The sequence below is a fragment of the Pseudohongiella acticola genome, assembly GCF_001758195.1.
Lineage (GTDB): Bacteria > Pseudomonadota > Gammaproteobacteria > Pseudomonadales > Pseudohongiellaceae > Pseudohongiella > Pseudohongiella acticola.
Genome location: NZ_MASR01000004.1, coordinates 1 through 19,726 on the forward strand (window position 1 = coordinate 1; position 19,726 = coordinate 19,726).

General features: G+C 53.6%; 14 protein-coding genes, 3 tRNA genes and 2 rRNA genes. 5 read left to right on the forward strand and 14 right to left on the reverse strand.

Annotated features, from left to right (window positions below):
* The 9 genes from tuf to PHACT_RS15755 form a co-directional block, all read right to left on the reverse strand.
* Positions 1-1,163, reverse strand: a 1,163-nt coding sequence (gene tuf, locus PHACT_RS15710) for an elongation factor Tu (protein WP_070119250.1), incomplete at its 3' end; no start/stop codon positions are given.
* 135 nt (positions 1,164-1,298) lie between these two features.
* Positions 1,299-1,374 (reverse strand) — tRNA-Thr (locus PHACT_RS15715).
* A 39-nt stretch (positions 1,375-1,413) separates the two neighbouring features.
* A tRNA-Gly gene (locus PHACT_RS15720) sits at positions 1,414-1,487 on the reverse strand.
* Positions 1,488-1,525: 38 nt separating this feature from the next.
* Positions 1,526-1,609: transfer RNA gene (locus PHACT_RS15725), tRNA-Tyr, on the reverse strand.
* Between the two features lie 63 nt (positions 1,610-1,672).
* Positions 1,673-2,338 carry a hypothetical protein gene (locus tag PHACT_RS15730; protein WP_070119251.1) on the reverse strand — a complete coding sequence of 222 codons (666 nt, stop codon included), beginning with the start codon at positions 2,336-2,338 and terminating at the stop codon, positions 1,673-1,675.
* A complete protein-coding gene (gene birA / locus PHACT_RS15735; protein ID WP_169819499.1) occupies positions 2,338-3,315 on the reverse strand; it encodes a bifunctional biotin--[acetyl-CoA-carboxylase] ligase/biotin operon repressor BirA in 978 nt (325 codons plus the stop codon). The genes PHACT_RS15730 and birA overlap by 1 nt, the downstream gene beginning before the upstream one ends.
* 19 nt (positions 3,316-3,334) lie before the next feature.
* On the reverse strand, positions 3,335-5,071 hold the full coding sequence (locus tag PHACT_RS15740; RefSeq protein ID WP_070119253.1) for a redoxin domain-containing protein: 1,737 nt from the start codon (positions 5,069-5,071) through the stop codon (positions 3,335-3,337).
* Positions 5,072-5,244: 173 nt separating this feature from the next.
* Positions 5,245-6,930, reverse strand: coding sequence for a carbon starvation CstA family protein (locus PHACT_RS15745; protein WP_070119254.1), 1,686 nt, complete (start codon positions 6,928-6,930; stop codon positions 5,245-5,247).
* Positions 6,931-7,209: 279 nt separating this feature from the next.
* Positions 7,210-8,580 carry a HupE/UreJ family protein gene (locus PHACT_RS15755; RefSeq protein ID WP_070119256.1) on the reverse strand — a complete coding sequence of 457 codons (1,371 nt, stop codon included), beginning with the start codon at positions 8,578-8,580 and terminating at the stop codon, positions 7,210-7,212.
* 173 nt (positions 8,581-8,753) lie between these two features.
* Here PHACT_RS15755 and PHACT_RS15760 point away from each other — a divergent pair, with 173 nt between their 5' ends.
* Both PHACT_RS15760 and PHACT_RS15765 read left to right on the forward strand, forming a co-directional pair.
* Positions 8,754-9,947, forward strand: a complete 1,194-nt coding sequence (locus PHACT_RS15760) for an NHL repeat-containing protein (protein WP_070119257.1) — start codon at positions 8,754-8,756, stop codon at positions 9,945-9,947.
* Between the two features lie 155 nt (positions 9,948-10,102).
* Entirely contained in the window at positions 10,103-10,660 is a 558-nt protein-coding gene (locus PHACT_RS15765; protein ID WP_139141599.1) for a hypothetical protein, read from the forward strand.
* 42 nt (positions 10,661-10,702) lie between these two features.
* On the opposite strand, the gene PHACT_RS16400 is transcribed toward PHACT_RS15765, so the two are convergent.
* The 3 genes from PHACT_RS16400 to PHACT_RS15775 all read right to left on the reverse strand — a co-directional run bounded on the left by PHACT_RS16400 (position 10,703) and on the right by PHACT_RS15775 (position 12,024).
* Entirely contained in the window at positions 10,703-10,840 is a 138-nt protein-coding gene (locus PHACT_RS16400) for a hypothetical protein (RefSeq protein ID WP_169819500.1), read from the reverse strand.
* Between the two features lie 71 nt (positions 10,841-10,911).
* Entirely contained in the window at positions 10,912-11,391 is a 480-nt protein-coding gene (locus PHACT_RS15770) for a DUF6644 family protein (RefSeq protein WP_070119259.1), read from the reverse strand.
* A gap of 72 nt (positions 11,392-11,463) precedes the next feature.
* Entirely contained in the window at positions 11,464-12,024 is a 561-nt protein-coding gene (locus PHACT_RS15775; RefSeq protein ID WP_070119260.1) for a hypothetical protein, read from the reverse strand.
* A 405-nt stretch (positions 12,025-12,429) separates the two neighbouring features.
* Here PHACT_RS15775 and PHACT_RS15780 point away from each other — a divergent pair, with 405 nt between their 5' ends.
* The 3 genes from PHACT_RS15780 to PHACT_RS15790 all read left to right on the forward strand — a co-directional run bounded on the left by PHACT_RS15780 (position 12,430) and on the right by PHACT_RS15790 (position 15,972).
* Positions 12,430-13,698: a hypothetical protein gene (locus tag PHACT_RS15780; RefSeq protein ID WP_070119261.1), complete on the forward strand. Its 1,269-nt coding sequence runs from the start codon at positions 12,430-12,432 to the stop codon at positions 13,696-13,698.
* Positions 13,699-13,835: 137 nt separating this feature from the next.
* A complete protein-coding gene (locus PHACT_RS15785) occupies positions 13,836-14,954 on the forward strand; it encodes a peptidyl-alpha-hydroxyglycine alpha-amidating lyase family protein (RefSeq protein ID WP_245730834.1) in 1,119 nt (372 codons plus the stop codon).
* Positions 14,955-15,345: 391 nt separating this feature from the next.
* On the forward strand, positions 15,346-15,972 hold the full coding sequence (locus PHACT_RS15790; protein WP_070119262.1) for a hypothetical protein: 627 nt from the start codon (positions 15,346-15,348) through the stop codon (positions 15,970-15,972).
* Between the two features lie 312 nt (positions 15,973-16,284).
* Here PHACT_RS15790 and rrf read toward each other — a convergent pair.
* Together rrf and PHACT_RS15800 are read right to left on the reverse strand one after the other, a co-directional pair.
* Positions 16,285-16,400, reverse strand: a 5S ribosomal RNA gene (gene rrf, locus PHACT_RS15795).
* A 220-nt stretch (positions 16,401-16,620) separates the two neighbouring features.
* Positions 16,621-19,513 (reverse strand): 23S ribosomal RNA (locus PHACT_RS15800).
* Positions 19,514-19,726 lie beyond the last annotated feature (213 nt).

Consider the following 19,726-nt stretch of genomic DNA (forward strand, 5'->3'; position numbering starts at 1 on the left):
CCCACGGTACGGCCGCCTTCACGAATCGCAAAACGCAGACCTTCGTCCATCGCGATCGGTGCAATCAGCGTCACCAGGAACTTCAGGTTGTCACCAGGCATGACCATCTCAACGCCTTCTGGCAGCTCTACCGCGCCAGTCACGTCAGTGGTACGGAAGTAGAACTGTGGACGGTAACCTTTGAAGAACGGTGTATGACGACCGCCTTCTTCCTTGCTCAGTACGTACACTTCGCCTTCAAACTTGGTATGCGGCGTGATTGAACCCGGCTTGGCCAGTACCTGACCACGCTCCACGTCCTCACGCTTGGTGCCACGCAGCAGCACGCCCACGTTCTCACCAGCACGACCTTCGTCCAGCAGCTTGCGGAACATCTCAACACCGGTACAAACTGTCTTCACGGTGTCTTTCAGACCGATGATTTCCATCTCGTCGCCAACTTTCACAATACCGCGCTCTACACGACCGGTCACAACCGTACCACGACCTGAGATCGAGAATACGTCCTCGATTGGCAGCAGGAACGGCTTCTCAATGTCACGCACCGGATCAGGAATGTACTCGTCCAGTGTCTCTACCAGCTTCTGTACCGCAGGCATGCCGATATCAGACGCATCACCTTCCAGCGCCTTCAGCGCAGAACCGATGATGATTGGCGTGTCGTCGCCCGGGAAGTCATACAGATCCAGCAACTCGCGCACTTCCATCTCTACCAGCTCGAGCAGCTCGGCATCGTCAACCATGTCCGCTTTGTTCATGAACACAACGATGTAAGGTACACCCACCTGACGTGACAGCAGGATGTGCTCACGCGTCTGCGGCATGGGGCCGTCAGCGGCTGATACCACCAGGATTGCGCCGTCCATCTGCGCAGCACCGGTAATCATGTTCTTCACATAGTCAGCGTGACCAGGGCAGTCAACGTGCGCGTAGTGACGCTTCGGCGAATCGTATTCAACGTGCGCTGTGGAGATCGTGATACCACGCTCACGCTCTTCCGGTGCGTTATCGATCTGATCGAATGCACGCGCTTCACCTGAACCCCAGATCTCTGCACAGACACGTGTCAGAGCCGCTGTCAGCGTTGTCTTACCATGGTCAACGTGACCAATTGTGCCAACGTTGACGTGTGTTTTATTACGTTCAAATTTACCCTTCGCCATTGTGACCGCCTCTTTATCCTAACCAAGCAATTTTGAAAACAACCCGTCCATATCAACAAGGGCTGCTATTCGGAAGTGCTCGGCACATCAAGTCGCACCGGCACTCTTTTGCATCAAATCAAACACCATACAAACTGGTGCTCACATCCAGAGTCGAACTGGAGACCTCTTCATTACCAATGAAGTGCTCTACCGCCTGAGCTATGCGAGCAAAAATTAACAGCACCCAGAGCACTTAATTCACCAAACCTGGAGCGGGTAGCGGGAATCGAACCCGCATAACCAGCTTGGAAGGCTGGTGTTCTACCGTTGAACTATACCCGCCTTTCGCCAGAACTTGTTAAATATCAATCAGCTCATCATGGTGGAGGGGGGTGGATTCGAACCACCGAAGCTTTCGCGTCAGATTTACAGTCTGATCCCTTTGGCCGCTCGGGAACCCCTCCCGCAAGAGCCGACGGGATACATTTTTCCCGGGTCTCTAAAGCAGAGGCGGCATTTTAGGGGAATTAGTCCGGCAGTGCAATCATTTCGCAGAGTTTTTCTGTGATACCGGCCCCGGCATCGATACCCTGTGCAATCTCAGCAGATTCCTGAATAAAATCAGAATCTTCATCATTCTGGAAGACGATGAAATAGACGCGTCGAGTACGGTTTTCTACCTGCATTTCAACCGCCGCGCCGAGGCCCGAGACCTGCTCATAGACATTGCTGGCATTATCCCTGTCAGCAAACAGGCCAAGCGAGACAACACCATCCAGATCCCCACCCACAACCAGATAGGTGTCTATATCCAACCCGGCGCCCTCAATAGCGGAACGAACCGAGGTCAGCAGCGCTGCACCTGCCGGGCCAGTCTCAGCTGGCGGCACAAGCACACGATACAGCGGCACCAGGGGCTCCGCCTCAACGCCGGCGCGCCAGTCGCGGCCCTGCAACTGTTCTGACGCCAATGCGCGCAAGCTGGATTCATCAGAAAATGGTCCAAGCGCGATACATAATTCAGGTTGCCGCTCTATGATCGATAGCGGCCGCTCAATTTCACTCATCAGCACCAGAGTCTCGACACCCGACCGGTCGCCGGCGGTCTCGACCGGCCCTGAGGCTGGCTGCAGTGCCGCCCAAAGTGCGTACAATAAATTCAGCATCAGCAGCACCAGGGCCAACCTTCGCATCACTGCGCATCCTGGTCGCTGGGCAATGGCCGCAGGGACGGCAGCATCTCGCCGCCAGAAATTGTCACCCTGCCCTCCGCGGTATCGAGCAGCAGGCAGCCCGACGCATCCACGCCTGCAGCAACGCCGACACGCCCATGCTGACCCGCTTTGATTTCAACCGGCTGCCCGGCATACGCATCCAGCTGCATCCATTCGTTGCGAAACGGAGCAAACCCGTGTCGCTCAAAATCAGCCAGTGCCTGCACCAGTTCGTTAACCAGCGCTGCGGCCAGCTGGTTGCGATCAACAACCCGGTCGGTCACTGCCACCAGATCACTATAAGGCTGATCGATGGCAGCACCGGCGGTCGCAGGCATCTGGGCATTGACGCCAATACCGATGACCACCCGGCAAGGACCGCTGACATCTCCGCTGATCTCAAGCAGAATGCCAGCCAGTTTGCGCTGATGGAAAAGAATATCATTGGGCCACTTCACCTGAAGCCCGTCGCAGCCCATATGGCGCAGCGCTTTGACAACAACCAGCGCACACACCAGGCTCAGCCCCTCCAGACCAGCAACACCGGACTGGAACGGCCATAGTAATGACATATATATGTTGCGACCAAAAGGACTGACCCATTGCCGGCCCCTTCGCCCTCGCCCCTGTGCCTGGTGCTCCGCCATAACAAGCCATGACGACGTCCCGTTTGCCGCTTTGCGCGCAGCCTCGGCGTTGGTGGAATCAATTGAGAAGTGCAGGTCGAATGCCTGCGCCAGATGCTTCGCCGCCGGGCTCAAACTGGTCCCGATCAGACCTTTGTCCAGTAACCTGACACCACCGCTAATCTGATACCCTTGGCCCGGCACGGCCTGAACATCGACACCCAGCGCACGCAGCGCCTCTATCTGTTTCCAGATGCCAGCGCGACTCAGCCCGAAGGCATCTCCCAGCGCACGCCCTGAATGAATACGACCATCCGCAAGCAATGACATAAGCGGCTGCAGGTTCATGTTAACGAGCTTCGCCGATCCGCATCCAGGCCAGAAACATTTCGTCCCATACCTGATCGCCCCATTCAACCTCTTGAGAAGGGTCCGGGTTCAGCGGGTTAAAACGGGAATTGTCGAAAGCGCCCTCAGCCACAATCTCGGTACCGGCAGGCAGAAACACGGGCTCACGCAAGCGATAGACCATCTGCCAGTTATGCTGAAAATTGGGAATCGACAGCAATCCTTCTTCGCTGCCATCGGGAAACACCGCCCTGAATCGGATATGTTTGCCCCGATAGTGCATGTGTGGCGCAAAACTGTACAGGTAACTATCATCGGGAATCAGTGTCTTTGCCGTCACCGGGTACTCCCTGACCCCCGGCGGTATGACAAACTCACCGTTCATCACCGCCGTTCTCTCCAGCACCTGTGCTGGCGGTGCATCGTGGAAATACAGGCCCAGGCGGCTGTTGTCCGTGAGCTCACGACCAATGGTGGTGTAGTGGAACTGAATCATGAAACGCATGTCGCGCTTGAGCAGAATCCCGGTGTCCGGGTCCAGTTCAATGTGCCCCCGGCCCGGTGCATAACCACCAAAATTGGTACGACTTCCGCCTCCACTTGCGTTCTGCCTTTGCTGGCGAGCATCCTGAGTGTAGACAATGACATGGTGCAACGCAGACTTCTCATCGACATCAAATGCGTAGGCAGACACCCACTTGTCTTCGGTCAGCCCGATTTCCAGTGGCACAAAAACATAATCAAGGACGCCATTTGCCGGCACCTTGTGCGCCGGAAAGTCGATGACAAGGTCTGGCTCGCCCAGCTCCCACTCTGACGCGCCGGGCTCCAGCTCAGCCAAGGGATCCGGGGCACTTTCGTTGCGGGACGCGCCCGTTTCGATCCAGCGCATCAGAATGCGCATTTCTTCATCGCTGATATGATGCACATCAGCAAAACGCCCGGCGTCGTCATAGTCTATCTGGCCCGGAGGCATCCGGCGCGTCAGCAGTGTCTCCCGAATCATGCCGCTCCAGCCCTGCACCATGCGGTGTCCATCCATGACCCAGGGCGCCACGCCCTGCGCCTGATGACAACCAACACATCGATCGATAAGAATCGGCGCCACATCATGCTCATAGGTAATTGACTGAGCGCGCACTTCCTCTATCTGGTCAAGCACCAGTGGCTCACCTTCCGATGGCGACGGGCTATCGATGAAAGGCTCCCCCCGCACCACCGAGTGCACCACGTAGTGCAGATGCGAGCTCATGCCGGGCAGATTGGCAGCCAGCGCCTGCTGCATGGCATTACCCTGGTATAACCCCACCCCGCCACGATAAATGATATCGCCGCGCGCCGGATTGATAACCAGCACTTCATCCCCGCGAGTAAAGTCGAGAGCATCACTGACCAGTTGGGATGAGTCCAGCAAAAAAGGCGTATCGGTATCCATGCGCCGGGCCAGATCTGACAGACCTGCACGCGTCTGGCCGCTGTCAGGCACCAGCACCATGAACCGTACGGGCGCACCCTGAAAGCGCTTATGGAGAGAAACGATCTCGGAAAGTGCGGCTTCACGAGCACCACAATCCGGGCTGCAAACAAACACAACAACGGCGCGCTGATCCGCGTAGCGGCTCAACTGATGAAAGCGACCCTGATGGTCGATAAGTGCAAAATCCGGTACCTGGTTTGTCGTTGCGGACGCACCTGAGCACCAGATCAAGCCTGCAATCATAAGCAGGATTTTAATCATCTGACCGTCATTCCGAGATTGCCGTGTCTGTAAAGGAGTCATGCGCCCGCGATTATAATCAATCACTGTGACCAGACTACAAATCAGAGAAATAACATTGCAATTATTTGTAACGCTCGCTCGGTTAATATCCCGAAAAAAAGCCGGCCCGGAGGCCGGCTTTCATCTTACGATTAGCGAACGTCGGCGGCAGCCGCCTTGTCTTTGCGAAGCTTGCTGACTACAGAGGCCGCCTCAAGCATCACCAGCACACTGACCACCAGAACGATGAAATCAAGCGTGACCAGCAGGTAATTACCAGCCTGGTAAAAATCTACCAGTTGAATCAATCCTGCCAGGAAGGACGTAATCAAGACAAAAATCATTGGCACCAGCGTATAAATTGCCGGGCGGTCCATTTTCATCAACATCACCGTGATAACCAGCAGCGTCAGGCTGGCCAGGATCTGGTTGGTAGCACCAAACAATGGCCAGATGATCATGCCACCGGCGCCGGAAGAGCCACCGGCACCAAAGGCCAGCAACAAACAGGCGGCCACTGCAATCAGCGTTGCCGGCACACCTTTATTGAACAGATTGATTTTGTAGATATCGCCCCATTCCTGAATGATATAACGCTGTAGCCGCACACCTGAATCCATGGTTGTACCGGCAAACAGGGCAACCATGGTCGCCAGCAGTACCTGCGCAAAATTCTCCGACAGCCCCCACGAGGAGGAGATCAGCGTGGCACCGCCGGCGATAAACGCGGGCGCACCACCGTCAGAGAAGTTGGCATACAGCGTGTGCCATTGTTCCGGGCTGGCGGCATAGGCCACCGAACACACAGCAACAATGGTAATCAGCGCCAGCGAACCTTCACCGATGGCACCCAGGTAACCAACAAAACGCGCGTCAGTTTCCTTGTCCAGTTGTTTGGAACTGGTGCCCGACGCGACAATGCCGTGGAAACCGGAGATCGCGCCGCAGGCAATGGTGACAAACAGCAGCGGGAAGATACTGGGCGTATTGGCCGCTGTCTGAGTATTAAACATGGGCGCCGTCATTTCCGGCATGGTCAGGAAAACCGCGCCGTACAACAGGATCAGGCCCACAATCAACTGCATGCCGTTAATAAAGTCACGTGGCTGCAGCAACATCCATACTGGCAACATTGACGCAATGGCCGCGTAGACAAACAGGATAATGATCCAGTTGGCATTGGCTGTCAGGCCGAACATGGTTTCAGGTAGCGTCAATTCGATAAACGTGCCCGCCCAGATTGACAGGTACAGAGCCACAACCCCAGCGATCGTCAGCAATACCAGACTGTAGTTGCGACGCAGCAGTTGACCGATGATCAATGCAACAACAATCGCCGACCAGGCCGGGAACACAGACCCCGGTGTCCCTACAAAACCGCCCGCGATCACCACGGCAAATACCGCATTAACCATCAACAGGAGCAGGAAGATTACAATAAGGAACAGTGATCGTGTCCGCTTACCAATGACATTCTCGGACAATGCACCGATGGATTTGCCCTTGTTCCGGGTACTGGCCCAGAGCGCGCCCATGTCGTGAACGCCGGCAAAAAAGATGGTACCAAAGGTGACCCAGAGAAGTGCCGGCACCCAGCCCCAATACACCGCGATGGCAGGCCCGACAATAGGCGCCGCACCGGCAACCGAGGTAAAGTGATGCCCCCAAAGAACATATTTGTTGGTGGGCACATAGTCCACACCATCGTTGAATTCGTGCGCTGGAGTTTTGAAATCAGGATCCAGTCGGTAAATCTTTTGCGCAATAAATCTGGAATAGACGAACCAGCCGAAAGACAGCCCCGCCAGACCAAACAGAATAATCATGATTCCGCTCATACAAAAACTCCCGCATTATTATTATCAACAACAGGTATTATCAACAACAGGTATCAAAAACCGGCCTGGTCGTTATCCATCAGGCGATATCGACAACCGGTTTTCAGCAACTGGTCAACATCAATTCAGATTTCAGCAATTCAGACAGTTGCTCATGAATCTGGCGCTGTGAACCAAGGGCAGCGCCGCATCATAACAAGTTCGCAATGATCAAGACAACGACAAGGACCAAAAGCCTGCACCCTGCAACGTTTTGTCACAAGCGACGGGGCAGACTGGCTATCCTGTATGGCCTGCATCATCACTGGGGGTAGCAAGATACCGGGTAAACAGCTCCTGCATCAACCAGAGCACACCCAACGACAGGGCCAGCAATGCCCCCCATTGCAGCAGCCCGGCAAAGAAATAACGATCCAGCGTCGGCAAGCTCAGATCATAGGCCATGAACCCCACAAACCGGTCCTGCATCCAGTGCCAGGCCCAATGTGCCACGATAGCCGATAGCAGAATGACGCCAAGGCGCTCTGGCAATGCATGTTTAAAGAGCAGATGAATCACCGGCACCATTAATAACAGCACCAGTATCTGACCAAGCTCCACCCCCAGGTTAAACGCCAGCAGCGACGTCACCAGGTGCGAACCGGCGAACTGCATGCTCTCAGTCAACAGGAAAGAGAAGCCGAAACCATGAATCAAGCCAAAGCCAAACGTCACTTTCCAGCGGTGACGCTGCTTGACGCCGACAATATTCTCCAGCGCCATATAAACAATTGATAGCGCTATCAACGTCTCGATCAGAGACGGAAACCATATCGCCGACGGCACCCATCCCAGCGCAGATGCCAGCAGAGTAATTGAGTGAGCAATGGTAAACGACGTAACGACCGGGATCAGCGCTCCGACTCGACGCAGGGGGATCAGCAGACAAAACAGGAATAAAAGGTGGTCTGTGCCTTCCAGGATATGATCAAAACCAAGCACAATGAAGTTGAAAACCGCCTGGTACCAGCGCGGATCCAGATAGACCCGCCCCGGATTGCCGATGTAACTGAAGGTTCTTTCGCTGCCATCCTCGACCACATAACGCAGCACCGTTGTTGTTTCCAGGCCCAGCCCACCCAGACGTGCATCAATGGAAAAACGCGATTCCGCAGAAGTAATCGGGTACGACGCCAGCACATCCAGAAAACCTTGCCGATAGTACAGGTCAACATCATCGGCCAGCGGCGCACTGCGCACATTGGCCAATGCGGTCTCATAATCGACAAAGGTACGGCTGGAAGGCAACGATACCCGGACCGCGTCGATGCGCGGACTATCCAGTAATTGATCATCCTCAAACATCTGAATCGACTGCAGTATCCGATCTGCGGCAACGTCTTCAAGCTCTGCCTGGGCCTCGGAGAAGATCAGGTAACCCACTGAACCGCGCAGCGGCAGCCCTGCCTCTCCCACCGAGTCCATGGGGATCCGCATCAGCAGATTTAGTCGGCCCGGCTCCGCTTTGACAAAACCCTGAACGGCCACCCGTGACGGAATTTCGTCGGCCAGGGCAGGTGCTGAAGCGATAGCAAATACACCGAACAACAGCGTCAGGCAGACCCTAAAAACAAAAAAAGTGTTTGCAACATGTTTCTTATTATTCGACATAACTTCCTCTAAATACCTCGATGGAGGACAGACTCAGACGTCAGTAGGCGACCACACGCAGCCTGGTTGTTCAATTTGTAAGACGGGTGAGTATACTGAGCATATAGAACTGAGTATACTTCCGGTTCGACAGATCAATATGCTCGGCATGAAATGACCCTGGAGGGAGTATAATGACAAAAAAAACGAAGATAGCAGTAGGCGCAAGTCTTGCGCTGGCCGTGGCAGCAATGGGCGCAGGACAGTCCATGTTGCAGAAACCTGTTGCGGCGCAGGCCGGCTCGATGGTAAGTGCACCGAGCTTTGAGGTTGATCCGTACTGGCCAAAACCTCTTCCCAATCAATGGATTATCGGCCGCACAATCGGCATCGACATTGATGAACGGGACCACGTATTCATTGTGCACCGTGATCAGGACGCGATGTTCGGCGGTGCCACAGAAATTGGCCTGAAAATGGGCGTCAGCGACTGCTGTACCCCTGCCCCGCCAATTCTCGAATTTGACCCCGAAGGCAATCTTGTTAATGCCTGGGGCGGCCCCGGTGACAACTTCACCTGGCCAGCATCCAACCACGGCCTGGCTGTAGCACCTAACGGCAACGTCTGGATCGGCGGCAACGGCGGCGGCGACTCACATGTTCTGGTATTTACCGGTGACGGGCAGTTTGTAGCCCAGTACGGTATGCCCGGCCAGGAAGTCGACAGCAACAGCAGAACCCATTTCGGGCAGGTAGCCGACATCGAGATTGACGGCAACACCAATGAAGCCTACATCGCTGACGGTTATCGCAACAAGCGTGTTGCCGTGCTTGACGCGAGCACTGGTACATTCAAGCGCTACTGGGGTGCCTACGGCAACCGACCGGAAGATGGTCGCGTTGACTACACACCAGGTGAGCCCCTGCCGCAGCAGTTCCGTGGCCCGGTTCACTGTGCCGTACCATCTGATGATGGCCTGCTCTACGTCTGTGACCGAGGTTCAGACCGAATCCAGGTTTTCCGTCCTGATGGCACTTTCGTTCGCGAAGCGCTGATTGCGCCGGACACGCTGGCACAGGGTTCAACCTGGGACATTTCGTTCTCCAATGACGAGGACCAGAAATTTATTTACCTGGCGGACGGTCAGAACTTCAAGATTTACGTGATTGACCGTGAATCCATGGAAGTATTGACCAGCTTCGGTGGCGGTGGTCGTCAGCCTGGCCAGTTCTATGCACCGCATAGCATTGCCTCTGACTCACACAACAACATCTATACCACTGAAACTTATGAAGGCAAGCGCGTTCAGAAGTTTGTTTACCAGGGTATGAAGGAAACCACACGCGGTGGCCACACAGGTGTGCCATGGCCAGCTGATCGCCTGTAAGTCATTGACTTACACAAGCGACTGACTAGAGGGCTGCCGCACTTTCGGGTGCAGCGGCCCTTTTAGTTTTAACGTTCAGCTGGTGTTAATACACAGACAGTTTTAATGCACAGACAGAAACCGATGAAGTAACACACGAGAACGGGAGACACGTTGTGAAATCGCGTCACATGATTAGCCTGGCCCTGAGCGGCCTGTTATTAGCTACTTCGCCACTGATGGCCGGAGAGAAAATTGAACTCGACTACACCTACACGGGTGACACCGGCGTCAGCCTGAGCAGCATGATGGGCGGGCCGCTTGGCATTAACAGCTTCACCGACCAGCGCGCCATCGAAAACAAGCACGATATCAAACGCGCGCAGCAGGGAGACGTGACGCTGAGCCAGCCTCCCACTGAGATCATCCAGCAAGCATTCCATGAAGCGTTTGTATCTGCAGATGCCCAGCTTGGCGACGCAGATACACCGCTGACACTTAGTGGCAAGCTCCTGGAAATGGAAATCGTGGAGTCCGCCGATGGCACTGAGGTGTTGATTCGCTGCGAATTGAGTCTGAATAATCAGGGCCGCAATGCATGGCAGAGTGTGGTGTTCAGCCGAGTCGCCGCTGACGGTCAGGATTTGTCAGCGACTATCACACAAGGACTGGACAGGCTGGTGAATGAACTGTTTCTGGATGACTACTTTCTGATGGAATTGGGGATATTCTGAGCCGCTACCGCCCCGCTACAGAAACAGGGCTTACGGCGGTGCTCAGCCGTAAGCCATCTCCAGCAACTCCATCACACTCTGCACCTGAATGGACCAGTAAACGATGCCTGCCACAATGATGCCGAACGAACTGGCCGCTGCAATTTTCTGAAGCAGGGTTAAGCTTTTTTTGTCACTCATGAGGCAATTCCCATATAAGATATTTGTCGGATACGTGTCATTGACACTGTCCTGGCCAGATCAGTTTTTCCTCAGGAGAAACCGATCCAGCGCCCGGTTGCTGCCACACTGAACCAGATCAGAATGGAGGCAACGGCTACCAGCTTTAGCAGCCAGGGCTGGATATCAGCATGATTGCCTTTTAAAAGCGGCCGCTTGATAGCAAAAACGAAAATAATGCCGACCAGCAGCGCTGACATCTTGGCCCAGAAAAAGTCATTGTAATACATACGTTGGGCCACAGCCGCCGCCATAAAGATGCCGGTTGCCAGTATAAAGCCCAGGGCGATACGGAACCATTTATGTGCCTGATCTGCAACCACCTCTGAAGGTACATCCCTCATGATCACACCCAGCAACCGAAGATCGGTAACCAGCACGGAACCGCCCAGTACCGCCAATGACATCAGATGGATGGACTGACCAAACGTCGCATAGACGCCACCGTAGGTTTTGCCGATGTATCCCAGAAATGATGTTTCGGCCCACTCAAAAAAAGGTAATAGCTCCATGGGGAACTCCTGTTTGTCTTCTCAACCGGCCCTTAGCCGACATCTGTCATGCATCAAATAATGTGTAAGCTGTCAGTCCGCTACACAGCCTGCGGCCGCGCCCAACCAGGCTGGTAGTTCGCGATAACAATGAAACCAGTCATAGGCAATCAAACGACCGGTCATAACCACACCCGCCCACAACCCGAGAGACAGGGCCGCACATATTTGCAGATTCCGGGGCGCCTTGGGCTCATATTCCCAGCTGGACGCAGAGGCTTTCAGGCGTTTGTGGAATATCACGGCGTTAACAAAAGCGGCCAGCAACATCACCATTTTGACTCTAAACCAGATACTCTGAATGGTGTATGTGGGCTTGGCGTAAAACAGCAACAGGCCGGTGATGAACATGATGACAAAACCTATCATCATGGGGATATTCAAGCGTTCAGAAATCTTGACCGCAGAGACGCCCGGCATGGCCAGCCCCAACATACGCAAATCGATAAAAACCAGCATGCCCAGACACAGCATGATGGTAATGACATGCGTTGCCTCGATCCAGTTGTATAAATAGTAGGATTCTTCTATCGACCGACTGCCGCCAGTCGCGTAAAGCCACTCGGCAAATTGCATTAACAATTCGTTGATCACGCTGTTGTCCTCCCCAGCCCTACTCATTGGCACCCAGGTGCACAAATATTTGTACTTCTACTTATAATGCGTCAGTCCAGCGACTGTGATTACCTTTCACTTGTTTGCCACTGACAATGATGCATCTGTCATTATCGCTTTTCACTTTTATTGCGCCTGATCAACAAATCGTGCCGGGCGACTGAATGCGGCGCAGAATAGCCCAGACGCTCGTTCAAATCTACCCCGGCAAGCAATTCAGACCGAGCGAAAGCGTAGCACAAAAGATGTTGCATCGGCTTTCGTTTCATCGCGTATTTTAGCTCAATGGTACGCTGTACACGGCAGAGCATTGGACACGACAACCCAACAGCGTTCTAATTGCGCCATACTATCGTTGAAGTCACACCAAGCCGCGAGAACCCCATGTCCGACACAGGCGCACCCAATCTGCAAACACTGAAGCAACGCATCATCGATAGCGGTGCACTCGGGCGTTCGCCGGTCTATGTCAAACTCCTTGATTACCTGACAGACTGCGCCGCAGATAGCCGGCAACCCAAGGAATTTGAGATAGCTGTTGATGTCCTGGGCCGGGACAGCAACTTTGATGTGTCACGCGACTCTGTAGTCAGGGTTTACATACATCAGCTACGTAAACGCCTGGAAGCGTACTACGTCCGCCATGAGCCCAATGCAGATTATCGTATAGTCATTCCCAAAGGGCAGTACATCATCACTCTGGAAGCATGTCGGCCCGACACGCCTGCCGCTTCCCGGGAAGACAGCCCGGAGCGCCGCCGCCCGGCTCGACTCACGCTGGCCCTGCTGGCACTGATAGCGGTTCTGGGCGCAGCTAATGCATGGCAGTGGTCTGCTTCATCCGGGCCGGAACCGGTCGACTCCCTTCAGGCCACGCTTTCGCATCCGATGTGGCAACAATTGACGGACGACGAGCTCCCCATCCTGTTGGTGATGGGGGACTACTATATATTTGGCGAACTGGACGAAGAAGGCCGGATCAGCCGTATGGTGCGAGACTTCTTTATCAATTCCAGCGAAGACCTGACCAGCCTTTTTATGCAGGACAGCTCTCTGCAGGACTATTTCCGCGACCTGGACATGACCTACATGCCCGAGGGCAGTGCTGATGCCATGCTACAGGTTGCACCCATTCTGCGAGCGACCGGCAAACCGGTACGCGTAACCATGATGTCACGCCTGCAGACCGCCGATCTGCGCAACAATCATATCATCTACATTGGTTACATCAGTGCGCTGGATAAGCTCAACAATCTGTATTTTCAAACCTCCGGGTTACTCCCGGGACGCACATTCGACGAGATCTTTGACAAGCAGGGTCAGACACTTTACACCAGCACTGCCGGGCTGCCCCAGCAAGGCCAGCCGTTTCGCGATCTGGCGCTGCTGGCGACCTGGCCAGGCGCCAACCAGAATCAGTTCGTGCTGGTCACCGGCACGCGGGATGCAGGGCTGATGCATGCAGCCGATGTGGTGTCGGACATACACAAACTGAGCGCTCTGGACAGCAAAGCGGACTTCGACACGGAGCAAAGCGGGGTCAGCCATGAAGCCCTGTTTGAGGTTTATGGTATCGACCGGATGAATTTTGAAGCCAACCTGCTTTATCACCAGCCACTCGACCCTGCGCTGATCTGGGCCAACAGCCAATAGGCCAGCACACTTTAACTCAACGTCTTGAAAAGCGGCTTCAGGATCGGACACCCGCTCTATCCTTTAGGTTTGAGTTAGTACCGGAGGTGGTTTATGCTAATCGTCCGATCAGTTACCCAAAGGAGTGCTTGCCACCCATGTCCAATAATAATACGAGTAAAATCAAACCTTTTTATCGGAAATCGATAAAGTCAGCAACACTGACGCTGACCACAGCATTTGGTGTTATGGCAATGGCAGCCTGCGCACAGACGGCTGACTACAGCAATCCGGATATGGCACCGGTCAATGATCTGCCCAACCCCTACACCACCATTGAAGGTCACATGAAGATGCCAGCCGGCCGCAGCTGGGGCTCAACCAGTGCTGTGCACATCGACATCGATGGTTCCAGCGTCTGGGTCGCAGAGCGCTGCAGCGCCAACGTCGGCGCCTGTGTAACCAACAGCGATCTTGATCCGATCATGAAGTTCGATGCCGACGGCAACATGCTGACCAGTTTTGGCGCCGGCATGATCACCTGGCCTCATGGTATTGAGGTAGACGAGGGCGGCAATGTCTGGGTAACTGATGCGCGTGACAACCGTGGCGATGGCGTCGATGAGTCCGAGGTATATGGTCACCAGGTACATAAGTTCAGCCCCGATGGCCATCATCTGATGACACTGGGCATGCCCGGCGGCGCCAACGATCCGGGATACCTGTTCCAGCCCAACGATGTGTTGGTCGCGCCGGATGGCCACATCTTTGTTGCCGAAGGTCACTCCAACGCGGAAGGCTCTACGGCGCGCGTTCTGAAATTCAGCCCAAGCGGTGACCTGGTCATGACCTGGGGTTCATACGGCTCCGGTCCGGATGAATTTATGCAGCCCCACGCTCTGGCGCTGGATTCTCAGGGTCGTCTGTTTATTTCCGACCGAAGCAACGACCGTATCCAGATTTACTCTCAGGACGGCGAGCTTTTGGATACCTGGTATCAGTTCAGTCGCAACAGCGGCCTGTTTATTGACGAAAATGACGTCCTGTACGCTGCCGACTCAGAGTCCGGCTCTGTCAACCCGGCCCATGGTGACTGGCTTCGCGGCATTCGTGTCGGCAGTGCAGCAACCGGCGAAGTTCACTACTTCATTCCGGACCCACAGCCCGATTGTCGTGGCACCTGTACTGCTGAAGGCGTGACCGTCGACAGCAACGGTGTTATCTACGGCGCCGAAGTCGGCCCCGTTGGCGGCATCAAACGTTATGTCCGTCAGTAACAGCTTTCGGCACTAGCAACATATAAAAGGGCTACTTTGAGTAGCCCTTTTTTTATGTCCAAAATGTTGCCCTGATTAACAGCTACACCGCCTCCCATTCATGCACCTATAGGGTCCAGCACTCTCGTGTGAACAGACAGACTTCTAAAGAACCGATGCTCCTGTCCTCAGCAAAAGTCAAAAGCACAATCCCAAGCAACGAAACGCCAGATAGTATCGAAAACGACAACTTTCTTGCAGGACCCGCCATCAAGCCAGTCAGCAGTTACGCCAACCTATTGGTTTCATTATATTATTTAGTTGGCACATTGTTTGCTTTAAATCCTATGAGCATTAACAGATTTTATGAGTAATAAAAATCATCGACACGACTTATATAGGGACCAGAACAATGATTACCAAAAAAGCTGCCTCCATCTTCCTGCTGCTGGCATTCTCTATCAGCGTGGCCTGTGCTGACACCGAAGCTAAACGCTACCATGAATTTGATGCCGGCAATATTGATACGCTCCGGATCAACGCCCGGGTAGGCACCATTCAGGTAGAACCATCAAGCTCAGGCAAATTTGAAGTGGAACTGACCATCACCGAAGAAGACGGCATGAGCTGGATTCGCCGCTCGCCTGACATCGATGACATGGATCTGCGATCCAGGCAACGAGGCGAGTCACTTGACCTTAGCTTTAGCGAAAAAAAGGTCAAGACCGACTGGGTCATTCGGGTGCCAAAGATTGACCAGTTAGATGTGGAACTGGGCGTGGGCACGGTCAAAGTGACCCTGGCACAGTTTGGTATTGTTGCGGACCTCGGTGTTGGCACTATTGAACTGGAAGCACACAAATCCGAGATTGGCTCAGTAGACCTTTCTGCAGGCGTTGGTGATACCAGTATCAGTGGAGGCACTGACACCGAAAGTAAAAGGGCTATCGTCAGCAGTGAGTCCTCCGCTTTTGGTAACGGGTCGCAGTCCATTCGTGCCAGAGCCGGCGTTGGTGATGTGCAGGCGAGCCTGATCTGAGCTCCCAGCCTGGTTTCAACTCGAAACGTCAGGCAAAAAAAATCCCCGGCCTCTTTCGAGACCGGGGATTTTCCCATTTAAATGCCTGACGATGGCCCAGCCCCGCATCACAGATGCGGGTCGTTCGCTACGCTAAGCAAGCGATGCTTGCTTTGCCCTAGGGGCACCGCGGCTCACCCGACCGCCAGGGATGGCGGAAGTGCAGCTAAAGCAGGAGCAGATTAGCTGCCTACTCTCCCGTAGGACATCGTCAATCGGCGAACAAAAAAAAAGGGCCACCCCGCATGGGGTGGCCCTTTTTCGCTTATTAATGCCTGACGATGTCCTACTCTCACATGGGGAGACCCCACACTACCATCGGCGCTGAGTACTTTCACTTCTGAGTTCGGGATGGGATCAGGTGGTTCATACTCGCTATGGTCGTCAGGCAAACCGTTGATGCACATGCGCTGTTGTCAGCATGCCATCGTTTACCCTTTGACAATCTGATGAATGAAGATTGTGTTCTGTTTTTGCTGAATCGGCTCTCTAGCGTCTTTAGACTCACTAGCACAGCGCTTTATACAAGCTCTATCTGTATCAATCAAAGCTGTTTGTCTCATATAACCGGTTGCTTACATCTTGATGGATGCAAAAACCTGCGATTATATGGTCAAGCCTCACGTGCAATTAGTACTGGTTAGCTCAATGCATCACTGCACTTACACACCCAGCCTATCAACGTCGTGGTCTTCAACGGCACTTTAGGGGGATTAAATCCCCAGGGAGATCTCGTCTTGAGGGGGGCTTCCCGCTTAGATGCTTTCAGCGGTTATCCTGTCCGAACGTAGCTACCGGGCAATGCCACTGGCGTGACAACCCGAACACCAGAGGTTCGTCCACTCCGGTCCTCTCGTACTAGGAGCAGCTCCTCTCAAATCTCCAACGCCCACGGCAGATAGGGACCGAACTGTCTCACGACGTTCTAAACCCAGCTCGCGTACCACTTTAAATGGCGAACAGCCATACCCTTGGGACCGGCTTCAGCCCCAGGATGTGATGAGCCGACATCGAGGTGCCAAACACCGCCGTCGATGTGAACTCTTGGGCGGTATCAGCCTGTTATCCCCGGAGTACCTTTTATCCGTTGAGCGATGGCCCTTCCATTCAGAACCACCGGATCACTATGACCTACTTTCGTACCTGCTCGAGCCGTCGCTCTCGCAGTCAAGCACCCTTATGCCATTACACTAAATGAGCGATTTCCGACCGCTCTTAGGGTACCTTCGTGCTCCTCCGTTACTCTTTGGGAGGAGACCGCCCCAGTCAAACTACCCACCACACACGGTCCTCGTCCCCGTTTCAGGGACTGAGTTAGAACCTCAACAATACCAGGGTGGTATTTCAAGGATGACTCCACGACAGCTAGCGCTGCCGCTTCAAAGTCTCCCACCTATCCTACACAGATAGTGTCAAAGTCCAGTGTGAAGCTATAGTAAAGGTTCACGGGGTCTTTCCGTCTAGCCGCGGGTACACTGCATCTTAACAGCGATTTCAATTTCACTGAGTCTTGGGTGGAGACAGCGCCGCCATCATTACGCCATTCGTGCAGGTCGGAACTTACCCGACAAGGAATTTCGCTACCTTAGGACCGTTATAGTTACGGCCGCCGTTTACCGGGGCTTCGATCAAGAGCTTCGCCTAAGCTAACCCCATCAATTAACCTTCCGGCACCGGGCAGGCGTCACACCCTATACTTCCTCTTACGAGTTTGCAGAGTGCTGTGTTTTTAATAAACAGTTGCAGCGGCCTGGTCACTTCGACTCTCCTCAGCTTACGCAGTAAATGCTTCACCAAAAAGAGCGTACCTTCTCCCGAAGTTACGGTACCATTTTGCCTAGTTCCTTCACCCAAGTTCTCTCAAGCGCCTTGGTATTCTCTACCTGATCACCTGTGTCGGTTTACAGTACGGTCGTCTGTTATCTGAAGCTTAGAAGGTTTTCCTGGAAGCATGGCATCAACCACTTCTCTCACTAAAAAGTAAGATCGTCATCAGTTCTCGGCCTTAGCAACCCGGATTTACCTAAGTCACCAGCCTACAACCTTAAACGCGGACTACCAACGCCGCGCTGGCCTAGCCTTCTCCGTCACTCCATCGCAATAACAGCCGGTATCGGAATTTTAACCGATTTCCCATCGACTACACCTTTCGGTCTCGCCTTAGGGGCCGACTCACCCTGTCCCGATTAACGTTGGACAGGAAACCTTGATCTTCCGGCGGAGGGGTTTTTCACCCCTCTTATCGTTACTCATGTCAGCATTCGCACTTGTGATACCTCCAGCAAACCTCTCGATTCACCTTCAACGGCCTACACAACGCTCCTCTACCATATGTGCCTAAGCACACATCCGCAGCTTCGGTTATCAGTTTGAGCCCCGTTATATCTTCCGCGCAGGCCGACTCGACTAGTGAGCTATTACGCTTTCTTTAAAGGATGGCTGCTTCTAAGCCAACCTCCTAGCTGTCTAAGCCTTCCCACATCGTTTCCCACTTAACTGATATTTGGGACCTTAGCTGGCGGTCTGGGTTGTTTCCCTCTTGACGACTGACGTTAGCACCCGCCGTCTGTCTCCCGTGATAAAACTTACTGGTATTCGGAGTTTGCATCGGGTTGGTAAGTCGGGATGACCCCCTAGCCGACACAGTGCTCTACCCCCAGCAGTCAATTCCACGAGGCTCTACCTAAATAGATTTCGAGGAGAACCAGCTATCTCCGGGCTTGATTAGCCTTTCACTCCGACCCACAGCTCATCCGAATCTTTTTCAACAGATTACGGTTCGGTCCTCCAGTGCCTGTTACGGCACCTTCAACCTGGCCATGGGTAGATCGCCCGGTTTCGGGTCTAATGCCAGCAACTATTTCGCCCAGTTAAGACTCGGTTTCCCTACGGCTCCCCTATACGGTTAACCTTGCTACTGACATTAACTCGCTGACCCATTATACAAAAGGTACGCAGTCACAGAACAAGTCTGCTCCTACTGCTTGTACGTACGCGGTTTCAGGGTCTATTTCACTCCCCTCACCGGGGTTCTTTTCGCCTTTCCCTCACGGTACTAGTTCACTATCGGTCAGCCAGGAGTATTTAGCCTTGGAGGATGGTCCCCCCATATTCAGTCAAAATTACACGTGTTTCGACCTACTCGTTTTCATTAAAACAGCATTTTCGTGTACGGGGCTATCACCCACTGTCGCCGGACTTTCCAGACCGTTCCACTAACACTGATCTAACTTAAGGGCTAATCCCCGTTCGCTCACCGCTACTTAGGGAATCTCAATTGATTTCTTTTCCTGCAGGTACTGAGATGTTTCAGTTCCCCGCGTTCGCCTCCATAACCTATGTATTCAGTTATGGATGACCCACAAGTGGGCCGGGTTTCCCCATTCGGACATCTCCGGATCAAAGCCTGTTTGACGGCTCCCCGAAGCATTTCGCTGCCTACCACGTCCTTCATCGCCTCTGGCTGCCAAGGCATCCACCACGTACGCTTAATTGCTTGACCATATAACCTCAGACTCTTACATCTTCAGCCACACAGACAAACTCGCCTTCGATCGTACAGAATAGTTTGCGCTTGTATAAATTTAATTCAGCAATAAACACTTTATCAACCATACAATCAATACTAAAACGCTCATCACAGATCGTCTCTGCAATAAACAGTATCAACTGTATCGTCTATAAATTGTCTTCATTCATCGATTGTTAAAGAACA

Coding starts and splice junctions, on each gene's coding strand:
- PHACT_RS15730 (WP_070119251.1), bottom strand. CDS start 2,338: ATGCGAAGGTTGGCCCTGGTGCTGCTGATGCTGAATTTATTGTACGCA.
- birA (WP_169819499.1), bottom strand. CDS start 3,315: ATGTCATTGCTTGCGGATGGTCGTATTCATTCAGGGCGTGCGCTGGGA.
- PHACT_RS15740 (WP_070119253.1), bottom strand. CDS start 5,071: ATGATTAAAATCCTGCTTATGATTGCAGGCTTGATCTGGTGCTCAGGT.
- PHACT_RS15745 (WP_070119254.1), bottom strand. CDS start 6,930: ATGAGCGGAATCATGATTATTCTGTTTGGTCTGGCGGGGCTGTCTTTC.
- PHACT_RS15755 (WP_070119256.1), bottom strand. CDS start 8,580: ATGTCGAATAATAAGAAACATGTTGCAAACACTTTTTTTGTTTTTAGG.
- PHACT_RS15760 (WP_070119257.1), top strand. CDS start 8,754: ATGACAAAAAAAACGAAGATAGCAGTAGGCGCAAGTCTTGCGCTGGCC.
- PHACT_RS16400 (WP_169819500.1), bottom strand. CDS start 10,840: ATGAGTGACAAAAAAAGCTTAACCCTGCTTCAGAAAATTGCAGCGGCC.
- PHACT_RS15770 (WP_070119259.1), bottom strand. CDS start 11,391: ATGGAGCTATTACCTTTTTTTGAGTGGGCCGAAACATCATTTCTGGGA.
- PHACT_RS15780 (WP_070119261.1), top strand. CDS start 12,430: ATGTCCGACACAGGCGCACCCAATCTGCAAACACTGAAGCAACGCATC.
- PHACT_RS15785 (WP_245730834.1), top strand. CDS start 13,836: ATGTCCAATAATAATACGAGTAAAATCAAACCTTTTTATCGGAAATCG.
- PHACT_RS15790 (WP_070119262.1), top strand. CDS start 15,346: ATGATTACCAAAAAAGCTGCCTCCATCTTCCTGCTGCTGGCATTCTCT.